General features: G+C 61.5%; 9 protein-coding genes. 7 read left to right on the forward strand and 2 right to left on the reverse strand.

The window, feature by feature from the left end:
* Positions 1 to 51 precede the first annotated feature (51 nt).
* Entirely contained in the window at positions 52 to 987 is a 936-nt protein-coding gene (locus tag ACTJKS_RS13940; protein WP_108183635.1) for an iron-sulfur-binding ferredoxin reductase, read from the reverse strand.
* Positions 980 to 2,086, reverse strand: a complete 1,107-nt coding sequence (locus ACTJKS_RS13945; RefSeq protein ID WP_108183636.1) for a GGDEF domain-containing protein — start codon at positions 2,084 to 2,086, stop codon at positions 980 to 982. The genes ACTJKS_RS13940 and ACTJKS_RS13945 overlap by 8 nt, the downstream gene beginning before the upstream one ends.
* Positions 2,087 to 2,535: 449 nt before the next feature.
* Here ACTJKS_RS13945 and ACTJKS_RS13950 point away from each other — a divergent pair, with 449 nt between their 5' ends.
* The 7 genes from ACTJKS_RS13950 to ACTJKS_RS13980 all read left to right on the forward strand — a co-directional run bounded on the left by ACTJKS_RS13950 (position 2,536) and on the right by ACTJKS_RS13980 (position 19,177).
* Positions 2,536 to 4,059, forward strand: coding sequence for a fumarate hydratase (locus tag ACTJKS_RS13950; protein WP_027612504.1), 1,524 nt, complete (start codon positions 2,536 to 2,538; stop codon positions 4,057 to 4,059).
* A 169-nt stretch (positions 4,060 to 4,228) separates the two neighbouring features.
* Complete coding sequence (locus tag ACTJKS_RS13955) at positions 4,229 to 8,767, forward strand: SpvB/TcaC N-terminal domain-containing protein (RefSeq protein ID WP_262948236.1); 4,539 nt, start codon at positions 4,229 to 4,231, stop codon at positions 8,765 to 8,767.
* The gene (locus ACTJKS_RS13960; protein ID WP_108183638.1) at positions 8,767 to 11,544 is read left to right on the forward strand and encodes an RHS repeat domain-containing protein; all 2,778 of its coding nucleotides are present in this window, start codon (positions 8,767 to 8,769) and stop codon (positions 11,542 to 11,544) included. The genes ACTJKS_RS13955 and ACTJKS_RS13960 overlap by 1 nt, the downstream gene beginning before the upstream one ends.
* Positions 11,545 to 11,570: 26 nt before the next feature.
* Positions 11,571 to 14,393: an RHS repeat-associated core domain-containing protein gene (locus tag ACTJKS_RS13965; protein WP_108183639.1), complete on the forward strand. Its 2,823-nt coding sequence runs from the start codon at positions 11,571 to 11,573 to the stop codon at positions 14,391 to 14,393.
* A gap of 78 nt (positions 14,394 to 14,471) precedes the next feature.
* The gene (locus tag ACTJKS_RS13970; protein WP_108183640.1) at positions 14,472 to 16,232 is read left to right on the forward strand and encodes an ATP-binding protein; all 1,761 of its coding nucleotides are present in this window, start codon (positions 14,472 to 14,474) and stop codon (positions 16,230 to 16,232) included.
* On the forward strand, positions 16,232 to 17,563 hold the full coding sequence (locus ACTJKS_RS13975) for a sigma-54-dependent transcriptional regulator (RefSeq protein ID WP_108183641.1): 1,332 nt from the start codon (positions 16,232 to 16,234) through the stop codon (positions 17,561 to 17,563). The genes ACTJKS_RS13970 and ACTJKS_RS13975 overlap by 1 nt, the downstream gene beginning before the upstream one ends.
* Positions 17,564 to 17,857: 294 nt before the next feature.
* Positions 17,858 to 19,177 (forward strand): MFS transporter, encoded by a 1,320-nt coding sequence (locus tag ACTJKS_RS13980; RefSeq protein ID WP_108183642.1) that lies wholly within the window; start codon positions 17,858 to 17,860, stop codon positions 19,175 to 19,177.
* Positions 19,178 to 19,207 lie beyond the last annotated feature (30 nt).

The raw sequence follows: 19,207 nt of genomic DNA on the forward strand, positions 1-19,207 counted from the left end.
GGATAAATCCCCTCACTACAGGGTTCCGCCGTGCCCCAAAAGTTTCAGCGCTTAACGGCGGGACAAAAACACATCGGCCAGCAGTTGATTGCGCGGCAGTCCGGCCAGGTACAGACGCTTGGCAAACGCATCGACGCTGGCAGTCGAGCCGCAGACTAAGGCCAGGGTCTGCCGGGAAACAAGGCGCAGTTGCGCCAAAGCGGCGGCTGACTCGGCCGCCGTCCATAGCTCGACGCTGAGGTTTTCGCGCTGCGCGGCGAGCGCCGCCAGGGGTTTGGCCAGATAGTGCTCGCGCGCGTCATGAGCCAGGTGAATGACGCGGATGGCGCCCTGGTGATCCTGACGCAAGGCTTCGCGTAGCACGCCGAACAGTGGCCCCAGCCCGGTGCCGGCGGCCAGCAGCCACAGCGGGCGCGCGTGCCAGTCCGGGTCGTAATGCAGGGCGCCGCCGCGCAGCTCGCCGAGGCGGATCAGGTCGCCGATCTGCAGGCGCCGCGCCGCATCGCTGAATTCGCCGGGCTGGCGACAGTCGAGGTGGAATTCGAGAAAGCGGTCTTCCTGCGGCAGGCTCGCCAGCGAATACGGCCGGGCGATGTGGTTGATCCACAACACCAGATGCTGCCCGGCGCTGTAGCGCAGCGGTCGTTGTGGGGTGAGGCGCAAACGCAGGACGTTGTCACTGAGCCAGTCCAGCGCCTCGACCACCGCCGGGCGACCGTCAGTGAGCGGGTCGAAGGTGTGTACCTGCAAGTCTTGCGTGACCTGGCACTGACAGGCCAGCCGCCAGCCTTCCTGGCGCTGTTCGGCACTCAAGGCGTCCGGGCGACTGTCGGCGGGCAAGCCGTTCACGCACTGCACCAGACAGGCATGGCAACTGCCGGCGCGGCAGCTGTAAGGCACCGCGACGCCGTGCTGATTCAGCGCGTCGAGCAAATTGCTGCCCGCCGCCACCGACCATTGCCGGTCACCGACCCGAAGTTCAGGCATCCACATTCTCCCACGCCGCTGCACAGCGATTGCGCCCGTCGCGCTTGGCCCGGTACAGCGCCTGATCGGCGCGCTGCAAGGCGTCGTCCAGATCATCGCCCAGTTCCAGCAGGGTCATGCCCGCCGAGAGACTGAGGTTACGCACGTTCAGGCCTACCAGCTCGACGTCGGTAAAAGCAATGCGCAGGCGTTCACAACAAGCTGTCAGGCGTTCGGCATCGCAGTCGGGCAGCAACACCACGAATTCCTCGCCACCGTAACGCGCCAGCACGTCGCCGTCACGCAGGCAGGCACCCGCCACACCGGCGAAGGCCTGCAACACCTGATCGCCGGCGGCATGGCCGTGCAGATCGTTGATGCGTTTGAAATGGTCGAGATCGATCAGCGCCAGACCGTGAACCACACCCGGCTCCATGTCGTCGAGTTCGCGGGAAGCCAGACGCAGAAAATGCCGGCGGTTGAACAGCCCGGTTAACTCATCGGTGGCCACCAGATCTTCGAGCTGGCGCATCATGCCGCGCAAGGTGTCCTGATGCGCCTGCAGGGCAAACCGGCGCTGGCGCATGCGTTGCCGTGAGACCTGGACAAAGCGTGCGTAAATCACCAGCCAGGCCAGGACCATCGCCAGAATGCACACCTGCAACGCCGCCATTGCCGGATCCGGCAGACGGAAGTGGTAGCCGTCCCAGAGAGTGATCGCACAGAAACTGAAGAACACCAGCAGCGCGCAACGAATGAACGCGCGCCGGGATAAATGAAACAGGCCGAACAGCAGGATCAGCACGTAGAACACCAGAAACGCGCCACGTGCTTCGTCCAGATGAGCGATCAGCCAGGTCTGCCAGCCGAGCCCGAGCAGCACTTGCGCTTCGGTCAGGCTGGGGTCGGCAAAGCGCTGATTGTGCCCGGACCAGAACAGCGCAAACAACGTGGCCTGGCAGATCACCACCAGCGCGCTGCCGATGGCCACACTGTTCAATGATTGCGGGTAATGCCCGGTAAAAAACGCCAGCCACAGCAGCAGCAAAGCCAATCCATAGGTGGCCGCAGCGAGGGCGAAGCGTTTGAGCAAAAGACGTTGAATGGCGTTATGGGTCAATCGTTGACTCACCGTGCGATAGGAGGCTGACCGAGTGTCCTACTCTACAGACCGGATGCCACTTTAGAGGGGCGGTCGATAAATGACCACCGATTTTCGGCGCCAAAAATTGACGTCAAATGCATGACCCATCAATGCCCCATGAAGACCTGTGGTGAGGGGATTTATCCCCGATGGGGCGCGAAGCGGCCCCCTGTAATCCCTCAGACAAACCGGGTGCACAGGATTTACGGCTGCTGCGCAGCCGACCGGGGATAAATCCCCTCGCCACAATGTTTATCCGACCAAAAGCCAATGTGTGCCCACCACCGAGGCGCGGTATACTGCCGCGCCTTTTTAGCGTCGCGCCAGCAGCCCCGGCGTGCCTTGAAAGGTGCTTGCAACCGACCGATGCACCCAAGCTGCAAGCACCTTATTGAATGTTCCCGTCTTTTAGAGGAGCGCGACTCATGACCGTGATCAAGCAAGATGACCTGATTCAGAGCGTTGCCGACGCCCTGCAATTCATTTCCTACTACCACCCCGTGGACTTCATCCAGGCGATGCACGAAGCCTACCTGCGCGAAGAATCGCCAGCGGCCCGTGATTCGATCGCGCAGATCCTGATCAACTCGCGCATGTGCGCCACCGGCCACCGGCCGATCTGCCAGGACACCGGCATCGTCACCGTGTTCGTGCGTGTGGGCATGGACGTGCGTTGGGATGGCGCGACCATGAGCCTGGACGACATGATCAACGAAGGCGTGCGCCGCGCCTACAACCTGCCGGAAAACGTCCTGCGTGCCTCGATCCTCGCCGACCCGGCGGGCGCTCGTAAAAACACCAAGGACAACACCCCGGCGGTCATCCACTACTCCATCGTCCCGGGCAACACCGTGGAAGTGGACGTGGCGGCCAAGGGCGGCGGTTCCGAGAACAAGTCGAAAATGGCCATGCTCAACCCGTCCGACTCGATCGTTGACTGGGTACTGAAGACCGTTCCGACCATGGGCGCCGGCTGGTGCCCACCGGGCATGCTCGGCATCGGCATCGGCGGCACCGCCGAGAAAGCCGCAGTGATGGCCAAGGAAGTGTTGATGGAGTCCATCGACATCCACGAACTCAAAGCCCGTGGCCCGCAGAACCGTATCGAAGAGATCCGTCTGGAGCTGTTCGAGAAGGTCAACCAGTTGGGCATCGGCGCCCAGGGCCTCGGTGGCCTGACCACCGTGCTCGACGTGAAGATCATGGACTACCCGACTCACGCCGCCTCGCTGCCGGTGTGCATGATCCCGAACTGCGCCGCCACCCGTCACGCACACTTCGTGCTCGACGGCAGCGGTCCGGCCTCGCTGGAAGCGCCATCGCTGGACGCCTACCCGGAAATCGTCTGGGAAGCCGGCCCATCGGCCCGTCGCGTCAACCTCGACACCCTGACACCGGAAGAAGTGCAGAGCTGGAAGCCGGGCGAAACCGTCCTGCTCAACGGCAAGATGCTCACCGGCCGCGATGCGGCGCACAAGCGCATGGTCGAGATGCTGAACAAGGGTGAAACCCTGCCAGTGGATCTGAAAGGTCGCTTCATCTACTACGTCGGCCCGGTGGATCCGGTCGGTGACGAAGTGGTGGGCCCGGCTGGCCCGACCACCGCGACGCGGATGGACAAGTTCACCCGTCAGATCCTTGAGCAGACCGGTCTGCTGGGCATGATCGGCAAGTCCGAGCGTGGCCCGACCGCAATCGAAGCGATCAAGGACAACAAGGCTGTGTACCTGATGGCCGTGGGCGGCGCCGCTTATCTGGTGGCCCAGGCCATCAAGAAATCCAAGGTGCTGGCCTTCGCCGAACTGGGCATGGAAGCGATCTACGAGTTCGAGGTCAAGGACATGCCAGTCACCGTCGCAGTGGACAGCAACGGTGAGTCGGTACACATCACCGGCCCGGCGATCTGGCAACAGAAAATCGCCGAAAGCCTGGCGGTAGAAGTGCAGTAAGCGTTTCGCAGCATGAACAAGGCCGGCCCGTCATCTGACGGGCCGGCCTTTTTTGTACCCAGCACATCAATAGCCCTTTGGCACCTGTCAGATCTGACAGGTTACGTACTCCCCACTTGTTGGTAGCGTCTGTGCACTCACGTGTGTCACGTGTGCAATGGATCCGACCATGGCCGATCAAGAGCTGAGCATCATCACCCCGTCCATCGCCAGCAGCGCGTCGATCACCACCATCGGCAAAAGCTGGGGAGCGGTCGGTGCGACCGGCGCGGCTTCATTTGAACTGCCGCTGCCTTTGTCCGCCGGACGCGGTTGGGATCCACAACTCACGTTGACTTACAGCAGCCAGGCCGGCAACGGACCGTTCGGCATCGGCTGGAGCCTGGGCATTGGACAGATCAGCCGCAGTATTCAAAAAGGTGTACCGCGTTATAGCGATCTCGATGAAATCATCGGTGACGATGGTGAAGTCTGGCACCCCGAACTGAACAGTGATGGCACACCAAAATCACGTGTAGAAGACAGCTACAATGCCATTCCCGTCGGCGCTCATAACGTGGTGCGCTTCTGGCCACGGGTAGAGAGCGACTTTACCCTGCGCGAACGCTGGCAGCCCGTTACTGCGCAGGGTGAGCCAGAGGAACCGCCCTTCTGGCTGATCCACGGCGCGGACGGTTCACTGCACGTATACGGCAAGACCAGCGCCTCACGCCGGGCCGATCCGGACGATGCACATCGCGTCGGCAGTTGGTTGCTGTGCGAGAGCATGAACCCGCTTGGCGAGCACATCTGCTTCGCCTATCTGGCCGATGATCAGGACCTCGACCCGATTCACGATTACCGCGCCCAGCGTTACTTGCACGCGGTGTTCTATGGCAACGTCACGGCCAGCCAGCATTTGTACAGCTGGACCGTGGACGATCCGGCCGAACTGGATTGGCATTTTCATCTGTTGCTCGACTACGGCGAGCGCACCCGTTCACTGACGGAGGCTCCGGTGTACGCTGGCGACAGCCTGGCTGTCTGGGATAAACGCCAGGATCCGTTCTCCACCTTCGGTCAGGGTTTCGAGCTGAGCACGCGACGCCTGTGCCGACAAATCCTGATGTTCCACAACTTCTCGCGGCCTGCCGATGAGGATCCACTGCTGGTGCGGCGGCTGCTGCTCGAATACCCGTCGCCCTCTGATCCGTGGACTTACAACCGGATCAACGCCGCTCACTATCAGGCCTTCGATGCCAGCGGCACGCTGGAGACGACACCGCCGGTGGAGTTTGACTACTCGCCCTTCGAGATCAATAAAATCCCCACACAGATGTTCGCCGAAGACACTGTGCCAGGCATCGAGGATGGGCAGTTTTACCAGTGCGTCGATCTGTACGGTGAAGGTGTACCGGGATTTCTCTGCCGCTACGATCAGTGCTGGTATTACCGCGAACCGCTTCGTGCAATGGCGGGACCTGACGCCATCACCTATGCGCCCTGGACTGAACTGGAACAGATCCCGGTGGCCAGACGCGACGGCGCCGCCCGGCAGATCTTGCTCGACCTGACCGGCAACGGACGACTGGACTGGAGCGTTGCCCAACCGGGCATCAGCGGATATCGCACGTTGAATGCCGACCGCAGTTGGGCGCCATTCATCGCGTTTAACGGCATGCCGCCGGAGTTCTTCAACACCCTTTCGCAGCTCGGCGACTTGGTCGGTGATGGCCTCAACTCACTGGCACTGATCGGTCCGCGCGCGGTGCGCTTGTATGCCAACCGCCGGGAGCAGGGATTTTCCAGCGCCGAAGACGTGCCTCGCGAAGACGATGAGGACAGTCTGCCATTGTTCGGCAACGCCCCCACAGAACTGGTGTTTCTGGGCAACATGCTTGGCAGTGACATGAGCGAGCTGTGCCGGATCCGGCACAACGAAATCAAATCCTGGCCCAATCTGGGGCATGGCAAATTCGGCCAAGGCCGGGTGATCAGTGCCCTGCCCTTCCTGTATGGCGAATTCAACGTCGAGCAACTGCGGATCGCCGACATCGACGGCTCCGGCGCACCGGCCTTGTTTTATCTGAAAACCGCCGGCTTCGAGATCTACCTCAATCGCGGCGGCAATGGCCTGGAACAGACGCCCGTCTTCGTACCGTGGCCGGAAGGCGTGAGTTACGACCGCCTGTGTCAGGTCACTTTCGCCGATCTGCAAGGGCTGGGTTGTGCCAGCCTGATCCTGACGGTGCCGCACATGACCCCGCAGCACTGGCGCTACGACTTCGTCGCGGCCAAGCCTTACTTGCTGACCGCTAGCAACAACAACATGGGCTGCGCCACGCAGGTGGTCTATCGTAGCTCTGCCCAGGAATGGCTGGATGAAAAGCAGCAGTGGCTCACCGATCATCCCGGAGAAATACCGGTCTGCCAGTTACCGTTCGCGGTTCAAGTCGTCAGCCGGCAACGCCAACTGGATGAAATCACCGGCAATTGCCTGACGCAATCGTGCCTCTATCGCGAAGGCGTCTACGACAGTATCGAGCGTGAGTTTCGAGGTTTCGGTCACCTGCAGCAGAGCGACAGTGAACGTTCGGCGGGCGATGACGAGGTTGGCTTCACAGCACCGGTGCGGGTCTGTACCTGGTTCTTGACCGGGCAGGCGATGGATCGGTCAAGGCACGGCTACTTCGACGGTGACCGTGACGCAGTTGATTTGCGACCCACCGTCTTCAGTCGCTATCACCCCGGCGATGAATACGATGAACCCGTAACGCCAGAGGACGAAGGCGTACGCCATGCAATCGCGCGCGCGCTGGTCGGCGCCGTCGCCCGCATCGAAACCTGGACCGGCACTGACGAGCCGGCCAATACACGGCTCTGTGCGGTAGAAGAGTTTCGCTATCGGGTACGAGATGTCCAGCCCACAGGTCGGCAGGGATCGGCAGCCGTGCTGCTGGTGCAGACCCTGGAAAAACTCAGCTATCAGTACGATGGTTTCATTGACGACCCGTTGTGCCGTCATGAAGTGTTGCTTGCCAGCAGCGAATACGGCCACGCCACGCACAGCCTGACCATCAGTTATGCACGACGGCGCCTGCCCGGTGATCCGCCACCTTTCAGCGACCCCGACGAGCAACAGTGGTGGCGGGACGCGCATGACCCGGCGCAGCAGTCGTTTTATATCAACGAAACGCGCGCGCGCGCGATTGATCTGGACGACAAGCTCTATCAATGGCGGCTGGGCCTGCCCTGGCAGCAACGCAGCAATGCGCTGGCGCTGCCCAAAGGTGATCTGCCGTCGGGCCTCAATCCGCAACAGGTGACATGGGAATTACTCAAAGAGCATGTCCGCTCGCCCGAGTGGAATGCCCTGCGGGTGCTGAGCGGACAAACCGTGCAGCGCTATATCGAGACAGAAGACGGCAGTCCGCTGCCCGACGGTACAGCCGGGTTCGAAGCGCTGAAAGCGCCGCTGGAACTGGCCAGCTTTGACAAGACGGCCCTCGCCGCCTACGACGTTGTGCCGCCACCGTTCGATATCCTGCAGGAGCTGGCGAACATCGGTTACACACCGATGGCGTTGCTGTTCGAAGACTCGGCGATCAATGCGGACGCAGAAAGCCTCTGGTCCGCGCATTACAACTACGCGAAGTACGCCGAGGCCAAGGATTTCTTCCGGGTCCTTGCGTATCGCGAAACCCTGAGCCACGGCTGGACCGAGGCGCAATACGACGAGTATCGCCTGCTGGTCATCAGCGTCCAACTGCCGGATGGCTGCATCACCCGCTGCGAATACGATCGCCATGCCCTGCAGCCCGTGCGCATCATCGATGCCAACGAGAACATTCAGGAAGCGCTCTATGCACCTTCCGGCCAACCTTTTGCGACCAGTTTCCATGGCACAGAAAACGCTGTCGCCGCCGGTTTTCGACCGCTCGACGAATACGTCCGCCCAGTAGATCCAGGCCCGGACGCCGCCATCGCCAACCCGCAAGCGACCGTACAAAAAGCGGCCAGCACCTTGCACAGGGATTTGTTCAGCTGGATGGGACGGTTGCCTGCGACGATCAACGCAACGCCGCAGCTGCTTGACCAATGGCTGGCCAGCGGCGATGTGTTGCCGAGCCTGCACATTCGCGCCAGCGCGCGCCGACGGCTCGCGCAATTGACGGCGCCGACACCCGCCGAACAGGCACTGCGTGAACTCATCAACGCGGTTGCGCGCACACCGGTGCACAGCGCGACGCTAAGTGCCGACCGCTATCCCGATGATCCGGTGGCGGCACAAGTGCAGATCATCATCAGCTACGTGGACGGTTTTGGCCGCGCGCTGCAAACCCTGCAACGGGTCGAACCCGGCATCGCCTGTGCGGTGGCCGCTGATGGGTCGCTGATCGTCGATCGCGGACAGTTGCGCGAGGAACACGCCGAATCACGCTGGCGGGTCAGTGCCCGGGTCGAATACAACAACAAAGGCCTGGCCGTGCGGCAGTTCCGGCCGTTTTTTGCCGATACTCACGGATACGTCAATGATCAATCGCTGCGACGGTACGGCTACTTCGATCAGCTGTTCTATGACCCGCTCGGGCGTCCGGTCAAGTTGATCAACGCCAAGGGCTATTTTTCTCGCGAGACTTATCATCCGTGGTATCAGACCAGTGAAGACTTCAACGACACCGACGAATCCGTCGAGTCGAAGCCGGCATCCCCCTGGACCCTGCACTGATGAACGCCAATCTCCATCGGCGCACGCCGTCGCTCCTCGTGATCGACAGTCGCGGCTTGCCGCTGCGTCAGGTTGCCTACCTCCGCGCACGGGCCGATGAACCGGCCGAGGCCTTGGTGGCTCGCCAACAGCACGATATGGCCGGGCGTCTGGTGGCGCAGTTCGATCCACGCCTGAGCGGCCCGAGCACTACCCACCTCTACGACCTCAACGGCCAGCCACTGAAAGTCAGCAGCGTTGATGCCGGCTGGCGTTTGAGCCTGCCCGGGCTGGCCGGGCAAACCGTGCAGCGCTGGGACGCACGCGGCGTGCACTGGCGCAACCGCTACGATGAGTTGCTGCGCCTGGTGTCGATCAGCAACAGCGCCGACCCGCTCAGCGACACCTTCACCTATGCCGGTGCCAGTGCCCCGGCCGATCACAACCAGCGTGGCCGACTACTGGAACAGTTCGACCCTTCCGGCACCCTGCACCTGGACAGCTACAGCCTGACCGGTCAGTTGCGGTGTGAACGGCGCACCTTTACCGATGCCCGGGAATTTGTCACCCAGCGCATCTTCAGCCCGCTGGACGCGGTGCTGGAACAGACCGACGCCGGCGGCCACCGCCAGCAATCGCGCTATGACCTCGCGGGTCAGCTCAAGCATCTGCAACTGCAGTTGGCCGGACACACCACGTGGCAAGCGGTAGTGCTCGACGCGCACTTCAACGCCGCCGGACAGATCATCGCGCAGCATGCCGGCAATGCTGTCAGCCGCTACTGGCGTTATGAGCCGGACACCGGGCTTCTGCAACGGCAATGGGCACAGAAAGGTGTGCAGCAGCCCCTGCAGGACTTCGAGCATGAATACGACCCGGTCGGCAATCCGACCCGGATCCTCGACCACGCTTTCACGCCCAGCCATTTCGCCAACCAGCGGGTCGACGGCGAACGCACCTTCAGCTACGACTCGCTGTACCGGCTGATCAGCGCCAGCGGTTACGACGACGCTGCACCCGGCGACATTCCCGGCCGCCCGCAGCCGAGCGATCCCAACGACCGGCGCAATTACCTGCAGACCTACCGCTACGATCACGGCGGCAACCTGACGCAACTGTGTCATGTGCGCGAGGGCGCCTGCCAGACCCGGTTGATGCGTATCGACGCTGCGAGCAATCGCGGTGTGCGCTGGAAAGAAGGTGATCCCGCACCGGATTTCGATCAGCTATTCGACCGCCACGGCAACCTGATGGCCCTGCAACCGGGACAGACATTACGCTGGGACGCCCGCGATCAACTGGCCTCGGTGACCCTGCTCAAACGCGAAAACGGCGCGGATGACGCCGAGTTTTATCACTACAGCCAAGGCGTGCGCGTCTACAAACGCCATGACACCTACAACGGTTCTACCCGGCATTTCCACGAAGTGCGCTACCTGCCCGGACTGGAGATCCGCAGCAAGGACAACGCAGAGCAATTGCACGTCATCAGCCTCGCCACCGGCGGTGCCCATGTCGTTTGCCTGCATTGGCTCAGCGCAAAACCGCCGGGCGTTGCCGACAACCAGCTGCGTTACACCCTCAATGATCACTTGGGCTCCTGCGTGATGGAACTGGACCAGCAGGCGCGTCTGATCAGCCACGAAGGCTATTACCCGTTCGGTGCGACCGCGTGGATGAGCGCGAATTCGGCTGTTGAGGTTGACTACAAGACGCTGCGCTATTCAGGCAAGGAAATGGATGTCAGCGGGTTGTATTACTACGGTGCGCGGTATTACGCGCCGTGGTTGCAACGATGGCTCAGTGCGGATCCGGCGGGAGATGTCGATGGGCCGAACCGGTTTGCGTTCGTGGGTAGCAATCCGCTGCGCTATGTGGATCCTGACGGAAACAACAGGGCGGAAAGTGTGATCATGCTGTATTCAGCCTTTCTTTCAAGCGTCCAGGGACACTCCACGCAGGTGGCGGGGCAAATCCACAACATTCTCCATGAGGAAGGTGTGGCGATGAATCTGGCACTGAACATGGCAGGCGAAGTCGTGAGAGGGGTCGTCGGCTATGAGGGCGGTGTCGCAGGCGGCAAGCAGGTTGACCTGATCATGCCCAATGTACCTGGCACCACACCCTACACCACCACCGGAGGGGTGATCGGCGGCAATATTGGCGGCGACTCCGCCACGGCCATGATCGATCCGATAGCCAACAGCGCTGGTCTCAGAACGGGCCCACTGATTCCGCAAACCTCGCAGATCTCGGTCAAGGCCATTGATCACGGGCTGGGCATCAGAGCGGGCGCCAAGGAAATCAGCTCCTGGCGGGACGTGAAGGACGAGTTGATTCATCCGGGCCTTGATGCGGTACTCAACCCCTCCTTCGTGATGGGCCGGCTCATGGCTTCGTGGATATCGATCATCCCCGCAGCACTGAACATGTTTGCCCGGGCAGTAGAAGCAGAAGACATCAAAAACCGCCTTGATCCGGTAAAGATCAAGAAAATAGACACAATGCTCGATGACTGGAAATCGGCGGTAGAACAACGCGCCGGCTGGGCTGAAAATGCATTCGATGCGCTGGGCACCGACATCGTTTACCCGGCCAACTCCCTGCCAAACATCAACCATATGACATCGGCAGAGACCCTGGCCCCCATCTCTCGCTCAGACCTGCGTCGTCTGACCCGTTTTACGCTGTCCACCATCAAGCGCTCTCAAGACATGATGACGGCGTACAAAGCGATGGGCACTACTGACAATCAGTTCTTGCTGGCGCAGCGCCGAACCCGGAAAAAGGCAGCCTGAATGATCCGTTTCACGGAGGGGCGGGCATGAGTCCTTCAGTGCACTGGCGAACGCCCACCCTGTCGGCTCACGATCCCAGGGGGCTGCCGGTCAGAACCGTTGCTTATCTGCGGGCGGTGGTGGACGCCGAAGTCCAATGCCAGACCAGCCGCCAATGTTACGACCCCCACGGCCGTCTGATCGAACAATATGACCCACGGCTCCCAGAGCCCTGCCTGACCACCGCCTACCGTCTGGACGGCGAACGACTGAGAGTCGACAGCGTCGACTCCGGCTGGCGCGTCAATCTGCCCGGTCTGGCCAATGAAGTGTTGCAACGCCACGACCAGCGCGGCAAGCAATGGCACTATCGATACGACCCGCTGATGCGGTTGATCGCCGTCACGGAAAATGCGCAAGACGATGTCGAGCGCTACAGCTATGCCGACCACAATGCCGACCCCGGGCATAACCTGCGCGGTGAGCTGAGCGAAAGCGCCGACCCGGGCGCCACGGTGGTGGTCGACGGATACAACCTGCATGGCAAGGCCTTGGGTGAAACCCGTACGCTGTCTGGCGAGACGGCAGCGTTCATCACTCGTATGGATTTCGACGCGCACGGCAATGTGGTGCAAGTCACCGATGCCGGTGGTCACCGACAACGCTCGAGCTACGATGTCGCCGGCCAGTTAAGTCGGGTATCGCTGTGGATAGCCGGGGCTGACGCGGCACAACCGGTGCTCGACGCTGCCACGTACAACGCCTCCGGCCAACCGCTGGAACAACTGGCCGGCAATGGTGTTCGCAGCCGCCGCGCATACGATCCCGCTGACGGTCGGCTGCTGAATCTGCTGGCCGGCAAGGATCAGGAAAAACCGCTGCAGGACTTGCGCTACACCTACGACCCGGTCGGCAATGTCCTGCGTATCGAAGACCGCACCCTGGCCACGGTGTATTTTGCCAATCAGCGCGTCGATGGCGTCCGTCTCTTTGTCTACGACTCGCTTTATCGTTTGATCGAAAGTCTTGGCTTCGAAGGCGAGATCCCGCAGCAGTCGCCCGGTTTGCCGCAACCGATCCAGCCTGTCGATCCAGGACGACGCTACAACTACACCGAACATTATGCATATGACGCGGGAAACAACCTCGTCGAGCTTGTGCATGTGCGCGAAGGCCACAATTTCACTCAACTGATGAAGATCGACCCGAACAGTAATCGTGGGGTGCGCTGCAAATCCGGTGATCCCGACCCGGTGTTCAGCGATCACTTCGACGAGCACGGTAACCAGTTGAGACTGCAACCCGGCGCTCAGCCTCTGGCGTGGGACAGTCGTGATCAACTGATCCGCGTTACCTTGCTGCAACACAGCAACGGCTTGCCCGACGACAATGAAACCTACCGCTACAGCCAAGGTGAACGCATCTACAAATGCGTGCTGAGCCACACCCCGTCCGTCACCCACCGTCACGAGGTACGCTACCTGCCAGGCCTGGAAATCCACAGCCGCAGCGACGGCCAGCAACTGCATGTCATCATTCTTCCAGGGGCGCGTTGCCTGCACTGGCTCAGCGGCCGACCGCCCGGCATCGAAGCCGATCAACTGCGCTACAACCTTGATGACCATCTTGGTTCTTGCGCACTGGAGCTTGATCGGCAGGCTGACGTCATCAGCCTGGAGCATTACTACGCATTTGGTGGAACCGCCTGGCTGGCAACTCGCTCGACACTGGAAGTCGGCTATAAAACCATTCGCTATTCAGGCCGGGAAATGGACAGCAGCGGCCTTTACTACTACGGCGCACGCTATTACGCACCGTGGTTACAACGCTGGGTCAGCGCTGATCCGGCCTTGGATATCGACGGGCTGAACCTGTATGCCTTTGTCGCCAACAATCCGATTGGCCACATCGACACCGACGGCCAGACCTTGGACGGGTTTCTCGAAACACCCGCTCAGCGCGATCAGAGAAAGGCACTGAGCAAAGAGGAAAAACAGAATTACCGGGCTCGGGCCAACCTGTCGCATCAGGTCGAACGTCACCTGAACATTCTGGCGCTGTCGCTGCGTCGCAGTCTGGATGCCCAGCAACAGGTACTCAACCAGCGCTCGACGGGGCAATTTGCCGGGGCCGTCCTGCGCCGCACCGGTGTACACCTGGCCGGACAAGTCGTGGCCTATGGTGGCGGCATTCTGGTCGGTATCGGCGCCCAGGCGCTGGGTGCCGTCGCCCCCGGCGTGGGCAATGTCCTGGGGGTCGCGATGGGCATTGGTGCGAAGAAACTGATCAGCGGATTGTGGGATTACGCCGCAGAACGCACTGGCGCCAGCGCTTCTGTGAAATTCAAGGCCAGCCGCCTGTCCAAGGAAAAAATCGTCGAGAAAGCCGAATATAAAACCATGGCACCGGTCCATTACCTGCAGCAAAAGTACGCGAAAATGATCCCCGATACGCAGAAGGGCGTGCTCAAGGGCTCCAAGGAAGTGGCGTCCACGCTCATCAGTGTTGGCGCCAAAGAAATGCTGCCGCAAGCCGCCGCTGAAATCAGCACCACGGCGAGTACACTGTTGGGTGCAATTGAAATAGGCCATGAAATCGCCGGAGCAAGTCATGAGCTCAGTGCTCAAAAAATTGCCAAGGGCATCGTCAATGTGAGTGGGCTTATCGATTATTTATCCGCCAACATGCTCGATATCGAAAAAGCCTTCGAGGGCGCAGGCATGACGGCAATCAATACCTATGGGCTATTGGGCCGAAACGAAGGCAATACACCGCACAATCTATGGTATGCCACGGCGGCCGTGATCAACGAGCTGGAATACACGCGCACTATATTGCGCTCCAGATCCCGTCAGTTCACTACGGTCTGATCTGCTGACACATGAAGCGAACAGGATCGCCGGCCCCATGCTATCGTGCCCGCCCGTCCCCTTATCCATCAGTCCAGCATGCTGCCGACTTCTCGTACCCTGCGTTTGTCGTTGTACACCCTGCTGATCATTGCCGGTGCGGCCATCGCCGCGACCCTGGCCATCCGCCACGCCGAACGTCAGGCGCTGGAGGAAGACGCTACCCGCGCCAGCCAGCAATTGGCGTTGTATGCCAATTCACTGCATACCCTGATCGACCGCTACCGCGCCCTGCCCGCGGTGCTGGCGCTGGATCCGCAATTGCGCGGCGCGCTGGCCGGGCCGGTGGGTGCGGAGCAACAGAACGCGCTGAATCTGAAGCTGGAGCAAATCAACGGCGCGGCGCAGTCCTCGACCCTTGAACTGCTCGATCACACCGGCCTCGCGGTGGCCGCCAGCAACTGGCGCCTGCCGAGCAGTTACGTCGGCCACAACTACGGTTTTCGTCCGTACTTCAGCCAGACCCGCACTCAGGGCAGCGGACGCTTTTATGCAGTGGGCGTGACCAGCGGCATCCCCGGTTATTTTCTGTCCAGCGCCGTGCTCGGCGACAACGCCGAGTTCCTCGGGGCGATGGTGGTCAAGCTGGAGTTCCCCGAGCTTGAACGCGAATGGAGCCAGGGCAGTGACACGCTGCTGGTCAGCGATGCGCGCGGGATCATCTTCATCGCCAACCAGCCCGGTTGGCGCTATCGCTCGTTACGGCCGCTGGATAGCCGCGACATGGCCGAGATCAAGCGTACACGGCAGTACGACAAACAATCGCTGGTCCCGCTGACGCATCTGTCGCTGCGTCACTTCGACGACAACAGCGACTTGCGCCGGGTCGAAGGCCCGGACGGGACAGCGGATTACTTGTGGGAATCGCTGCCGCTGGCCACCGAAGGCTGGACCCTGCACCTGCTGCGCCGCCCGCAAGTGGCGTTCGAAGATTTGCGCAACGCCGGGCTGGCCGCTGCGGGTGTGTGGCTGGCGCTGGTGTTTTTGCTGCTGTTCCTCAATCAGCGCTGGCGCCTGTCGAAAGTCCGTCAGCGCAACCGCGAAGAACTCGAACAACTGGTCGAAGAACGCACCCGCGACCTGCGCACCGCGCAGGACGGTCTGGTGCAATCGGCCAAACTGGCGGCGCTGGGGCAGATGTCCGCCGCACTGGCCCACGAAATCAATCAACCGCTGACCGCGCAACGCATGCAACTGGCGACCCTGCGCCTGCTGCTCGAGCATGGCCGTGTCGATGACGCCTACAAGGCGCTCAAACCGGTGGACGACATGCTCACGCGCATGGCGTCGCTCACCGGCCACCTGAAAACCTTCGCCCGCAAAAGCCCCAGCGGCCTGCGCGAACGCCTGGACCTGGCGACCGTGGTCGATCAATCGCTGCAACTGCTCGACGCGCGCCTGCGCGACGAACAGGTCAGTCTGGTGCTGCACCTGACGCGTCCGGCGTGGGTGCGTGGCGATGCGATCCGTCTCGAACAGGTGTTGATCAACCTGCTGCGCAACGCTCTCGATGCGATGCAGGGCAAACCGTGCAAGCGTCTGGAAATTCGCCTGGAGGCGGATGAACAATTGTGGCGCCTGAGCGTGATCGACAATGGCGGCGGGATTGCCGAACAGCACTTGAACCAGGTATTCGACCCGTTCTTCACCACCAAACCGGTGGGTGACGGTCTGGGTCTGGGGCTGGCGGTATCCTTTGCCATCGTGCATGAATCCGGCGGGCGTCTGAGCGTGGAAAATGGCGAGGCCGGTGCGGTATTTGCCCTGACCCTGCCGATCGATCTGGAGGCACACCTCTGATGCTCAATTCAGTGATGGTGGTCGATGACGAAAGCAGCATTCGCAACGCCGTGGAGCAATGGCTGAGTCTTTCGGGGTTCGAGGTTCAGCTGTTCAGCCGCGCCGAAGATTGCCTCGCGGCCCTGCCGGCGCACTTTCCCGGGGTGATCCTCAGCGATGTGCGCATGCCCGGTCTCAGTGGTCTGCAGTTGCTGGCCGAAGTGCAGAAACGTGATGCCGATCTGCCGCTGATTCTGCTGACCGGCCACGGCGATGTGCCGATGGCGGTCGAAGCCATGCGTGACGGCGCCTACGACTTCCTCGAGAAGCCGTTCAGCCCGGACACCCTGCTTGGCAGCCTGCGCCGCGCGCTCGACAAGCGTCGGCTGGTCCTGGAAAACCGCGCCCTGCACGCGCAGGCCGACCACCGCGCCCGCCTCGACGCGACGCTGCTCGGCGTGTCCCGTGGCATGCAGACCTTGCGCCGCCAGGTGCTGGATCTGGCGGCGCTGCCGGTCAACGTGTTGATCCGTGGCGAAACCGGTAGTGGCAAGGAACTGATCGCCCGCTGCCTGCATGATTTCGGCCCGCGCGCTGACAAGCCCTTCGTGGCGCTGAACTGCGCGGCGATCCCCGAGCAATTGTTCGAAGCCGAGCTGTTCGGTCACGAAAGTGGTGCGTTCACCGGAGCGTCCGGCAAGCGCATCGGCAAGCTGGAGTACGCCGACGGCGGCACGCTGTTTCTCGATGAAATCGAAAGCATGCCGCTGGCCCAGCAAGTGAAATTGCTGCGGGTGCTGCAGGAACAGAAGCTGGAGCGCCTCGGGTCGAACCAGAGCATTCGTGTCGATCTGCGGATTGTCGCCGCGACCAAACCGGATCTGCTGGATGAGGCCCGGGCCGGACGTTTTCGCGAAGACTTGGCGTATCGCCTGAACGTCGCCGAGCTGCGGCTGCCGCCGCTGCGTGATCGGCGCGAAGACATTCCGCTGCTGTTCGAATCCTTCGCCTTCAACGCCGCCCAGCGTCTGGGCCGCACCTTTGCGCCTCTTTCCGGAGCGCAATTGAGTCACCTGCTCAGCCACGACTGGCCGGGCAACGTGCGGGAACTGGCGAACGTTGCCGAGCGGCAGGTGCTGGGGCTGGATGAGCCGGTGCAGGGCATCGACCCCGGCCAATCCCTCGCTGCGCAGCAGGAAGCGTTTGAAGCGCAGTGCCTGCGTGCGGCGTTGACCCGGCACAAGGGCGATGTGAAAGCGGTGCTGGAAGAATTGCAGCTGCCGCGCCGCACCTTCAATGAAAAGCTGCAGCGGCATGGGTTGAGCCGGGAGATGTTTGTTCCGGGCAGCTGATTTATTGATTGTCGCTAGTGGCCCCTTCGCGAGCAGGCTCGCTCCCACANGGAATGCGTTTCCCCTGTGGGAGCGAGCCTGCTCGCGAAGAGGCCGGCACAGGCAACCATTATCCATCAGCCTGAATGAGCAATTTTCCGCTCACCACAATCCAGCCCTAAGCGGATTTCCGCTCATTAAATCCCGCCACCCCGTCTAAACCGCCCTTCTCGCCGTTGGCACAGCTCCTGCTATAGCCCCGGCAGGCTGCGTTTTAACGCGCTCCACAAAAACAATTAAACGAAGGATCCTTCAATGGATAACTCCAACGCCCTGCCCCTTGGGTCGGCTGCCGCGCCCGCCAAAACAAGAACCACCGCCAGCCGGATCAAATCGATCTTCAGCGGCTCGGTCGGCAACATGGTCGAGTGGTACGACTGGTACGTCTACGCTGCCTTCTCGCTGTACTTCGCCAAGACTTTCTTCCCCGCCGGTTCCACCACCGCGCAACTGATGAACACCGCCGCGATCTTCGCCGTGGGCTTCCTGATGCGTCCGATCGGTGGCTGGCTGATGGGCCTCTACGCCGACAAGGTCGGTCGCAAGAAAGCCTTGATGGCCTCGGTCTACCTGATGTGCTTCGGCTCCTTGCTGATCGCCCTCAGCCCGAACTACGAAACCATCGGCATCGGCGCGCCGATCCTGCTGGTGTTTGCCCGTCTGCTGCAGGGCCTGTCAGTCGGTGGCGAATACGGCACCTCGGCCACCTACCTGTCGGAGATGGCGACCAAGGAACGTCGCGGTTTCTTCTCCAGCTTCCAGTACGTGACCCTGATCTCTGGCCAGCTCATCGCGCTGGGTGTGTTGATCGTGCTGCAGAACCTGCTGACCACCGAACAGCTGTACGCGTGGGGCTGGCGTATTCCGTTCGCCATCGGCGCACTGTGCGCGGTCGTCGCGCTGTACCTGCGTCGCGGCATGGAAGAGACCGAGTCGTTCACCAAAAAAGAGAAGTCCAAGGAAAGCGCCATGCGCACCTTGCTGCGCCACCCGAAAGAGCTGCTCACCGTGGTCGGCCTGACCATGGGCGGTACGCTGGCGTTCTACACCTACACCACCTACATGCAGAAATACCTGGTGAACACGGTCGGCATGAGCATCTCCGACTCGACCACCATTTCCGCCGCCACGCTGTTCCTGTTCATGTGCCTGCAACCGATCATCGGTGGCCTGTCCGATAAAATCGGTCGTCGTCCGATCCTGATCGCTTTCGGCGTACTCGGGACGATCTTCACCGTGCCGATCCTGATGACCCTGCACACCATCCAGACCTGGTGGGGCGCGTTCTTCCTGATCATGGCCGCACTGATCATCGTCAGCGGCTACACCTCGATCAACGCTGTGGTGAAGGCCGAGCTGTTCCCGACCGAAATCCGCGCGCTGGGCGTCGGCCTGCCGTACGCACTGACCGTGTCGATCTTCGGCGGTACCGCCGAATACATCGCGCTGTGGTTCAAGAGCATCGGCATGGAAACCGGTTACTACTGGTACGTGACCGCGTGCATCGCGGTGTCGCTGCTGGTGTACATCACCATGAAAGACACGCAGAAACATTCGCGGATCGTGACTGACTGATCGGGTTTTCACAGCCACTGCAACGGTGGC

The sequence above is a fragment of the Pseudomonas sp. 22189 genome (assembly GCF_052045635.1).
GTDB classification, from domain to species: domain Bacteria; phylum Pseudomonadota; class Gammaproteobacteria; order Pseudomonadales; family Pseudomonadaceae; genus Aquipseudomonas; species Aquipseudomonas parakoreensis.

Coding starts and splice junctions, on each gene's coding strand:
- ACTJKS_RS13980 (WP_108183642.1), top strand. CDS start 17,858: ATGGATAACTCCAACGCCCTGCCCCTTGGGTCGGCTGCCGCGCCCGCC.
- ACTJKS_RS13960 (WP_108183638.1), top strand. CDS start 8,767: ATGAACGCCAATCTCCATCGGCGCACGCCGTCGCTCCTCGTGATCGAC.
- ACTJKS_RS13965 (WP_108183639.1), top strand. CDS start 11,571: ATGAGTCCTTCAGTGCACTGGCGAACGCCCACCCTGTCGGCTCACGAT.
- ACTJKS_RS13950 (WP_027612504.1), top strand. CDS start 2,536: ATGACCGTGATCAAGCAAGATGACCTGATTCAGAGCGTTGCCGACGCC.
- ACTJKS_RS13970 (WP_108183640.1), top strand. CDS start 14,472: ATGCTGCCGACTTCTCGTACCCTGCGTTTGTCGTTGTACACCCTGCTG.
- ACTJKS_RS13975 (WP_108183641.1), top strand. CDS start 16,232: ATGCTCAATTCAGTGATGGTGGTCGATGACGAAAGCAGCATTCGCAAC.
- ACTJKS_RS13940 (WP_108183635.1), bottom strand. CDS start 987: ATGCCTGAACTTCGGGTCGGTGACCGGCAATGGTCGGTGGCGGCGGGC.
- ACTJKS_RS13955 (WP_262948236.1), top strand. CDS start 4,229: ATGGCCGATCAAGAGCTGAGCATCATCACCCCGTCCATCGCCAGCAGC.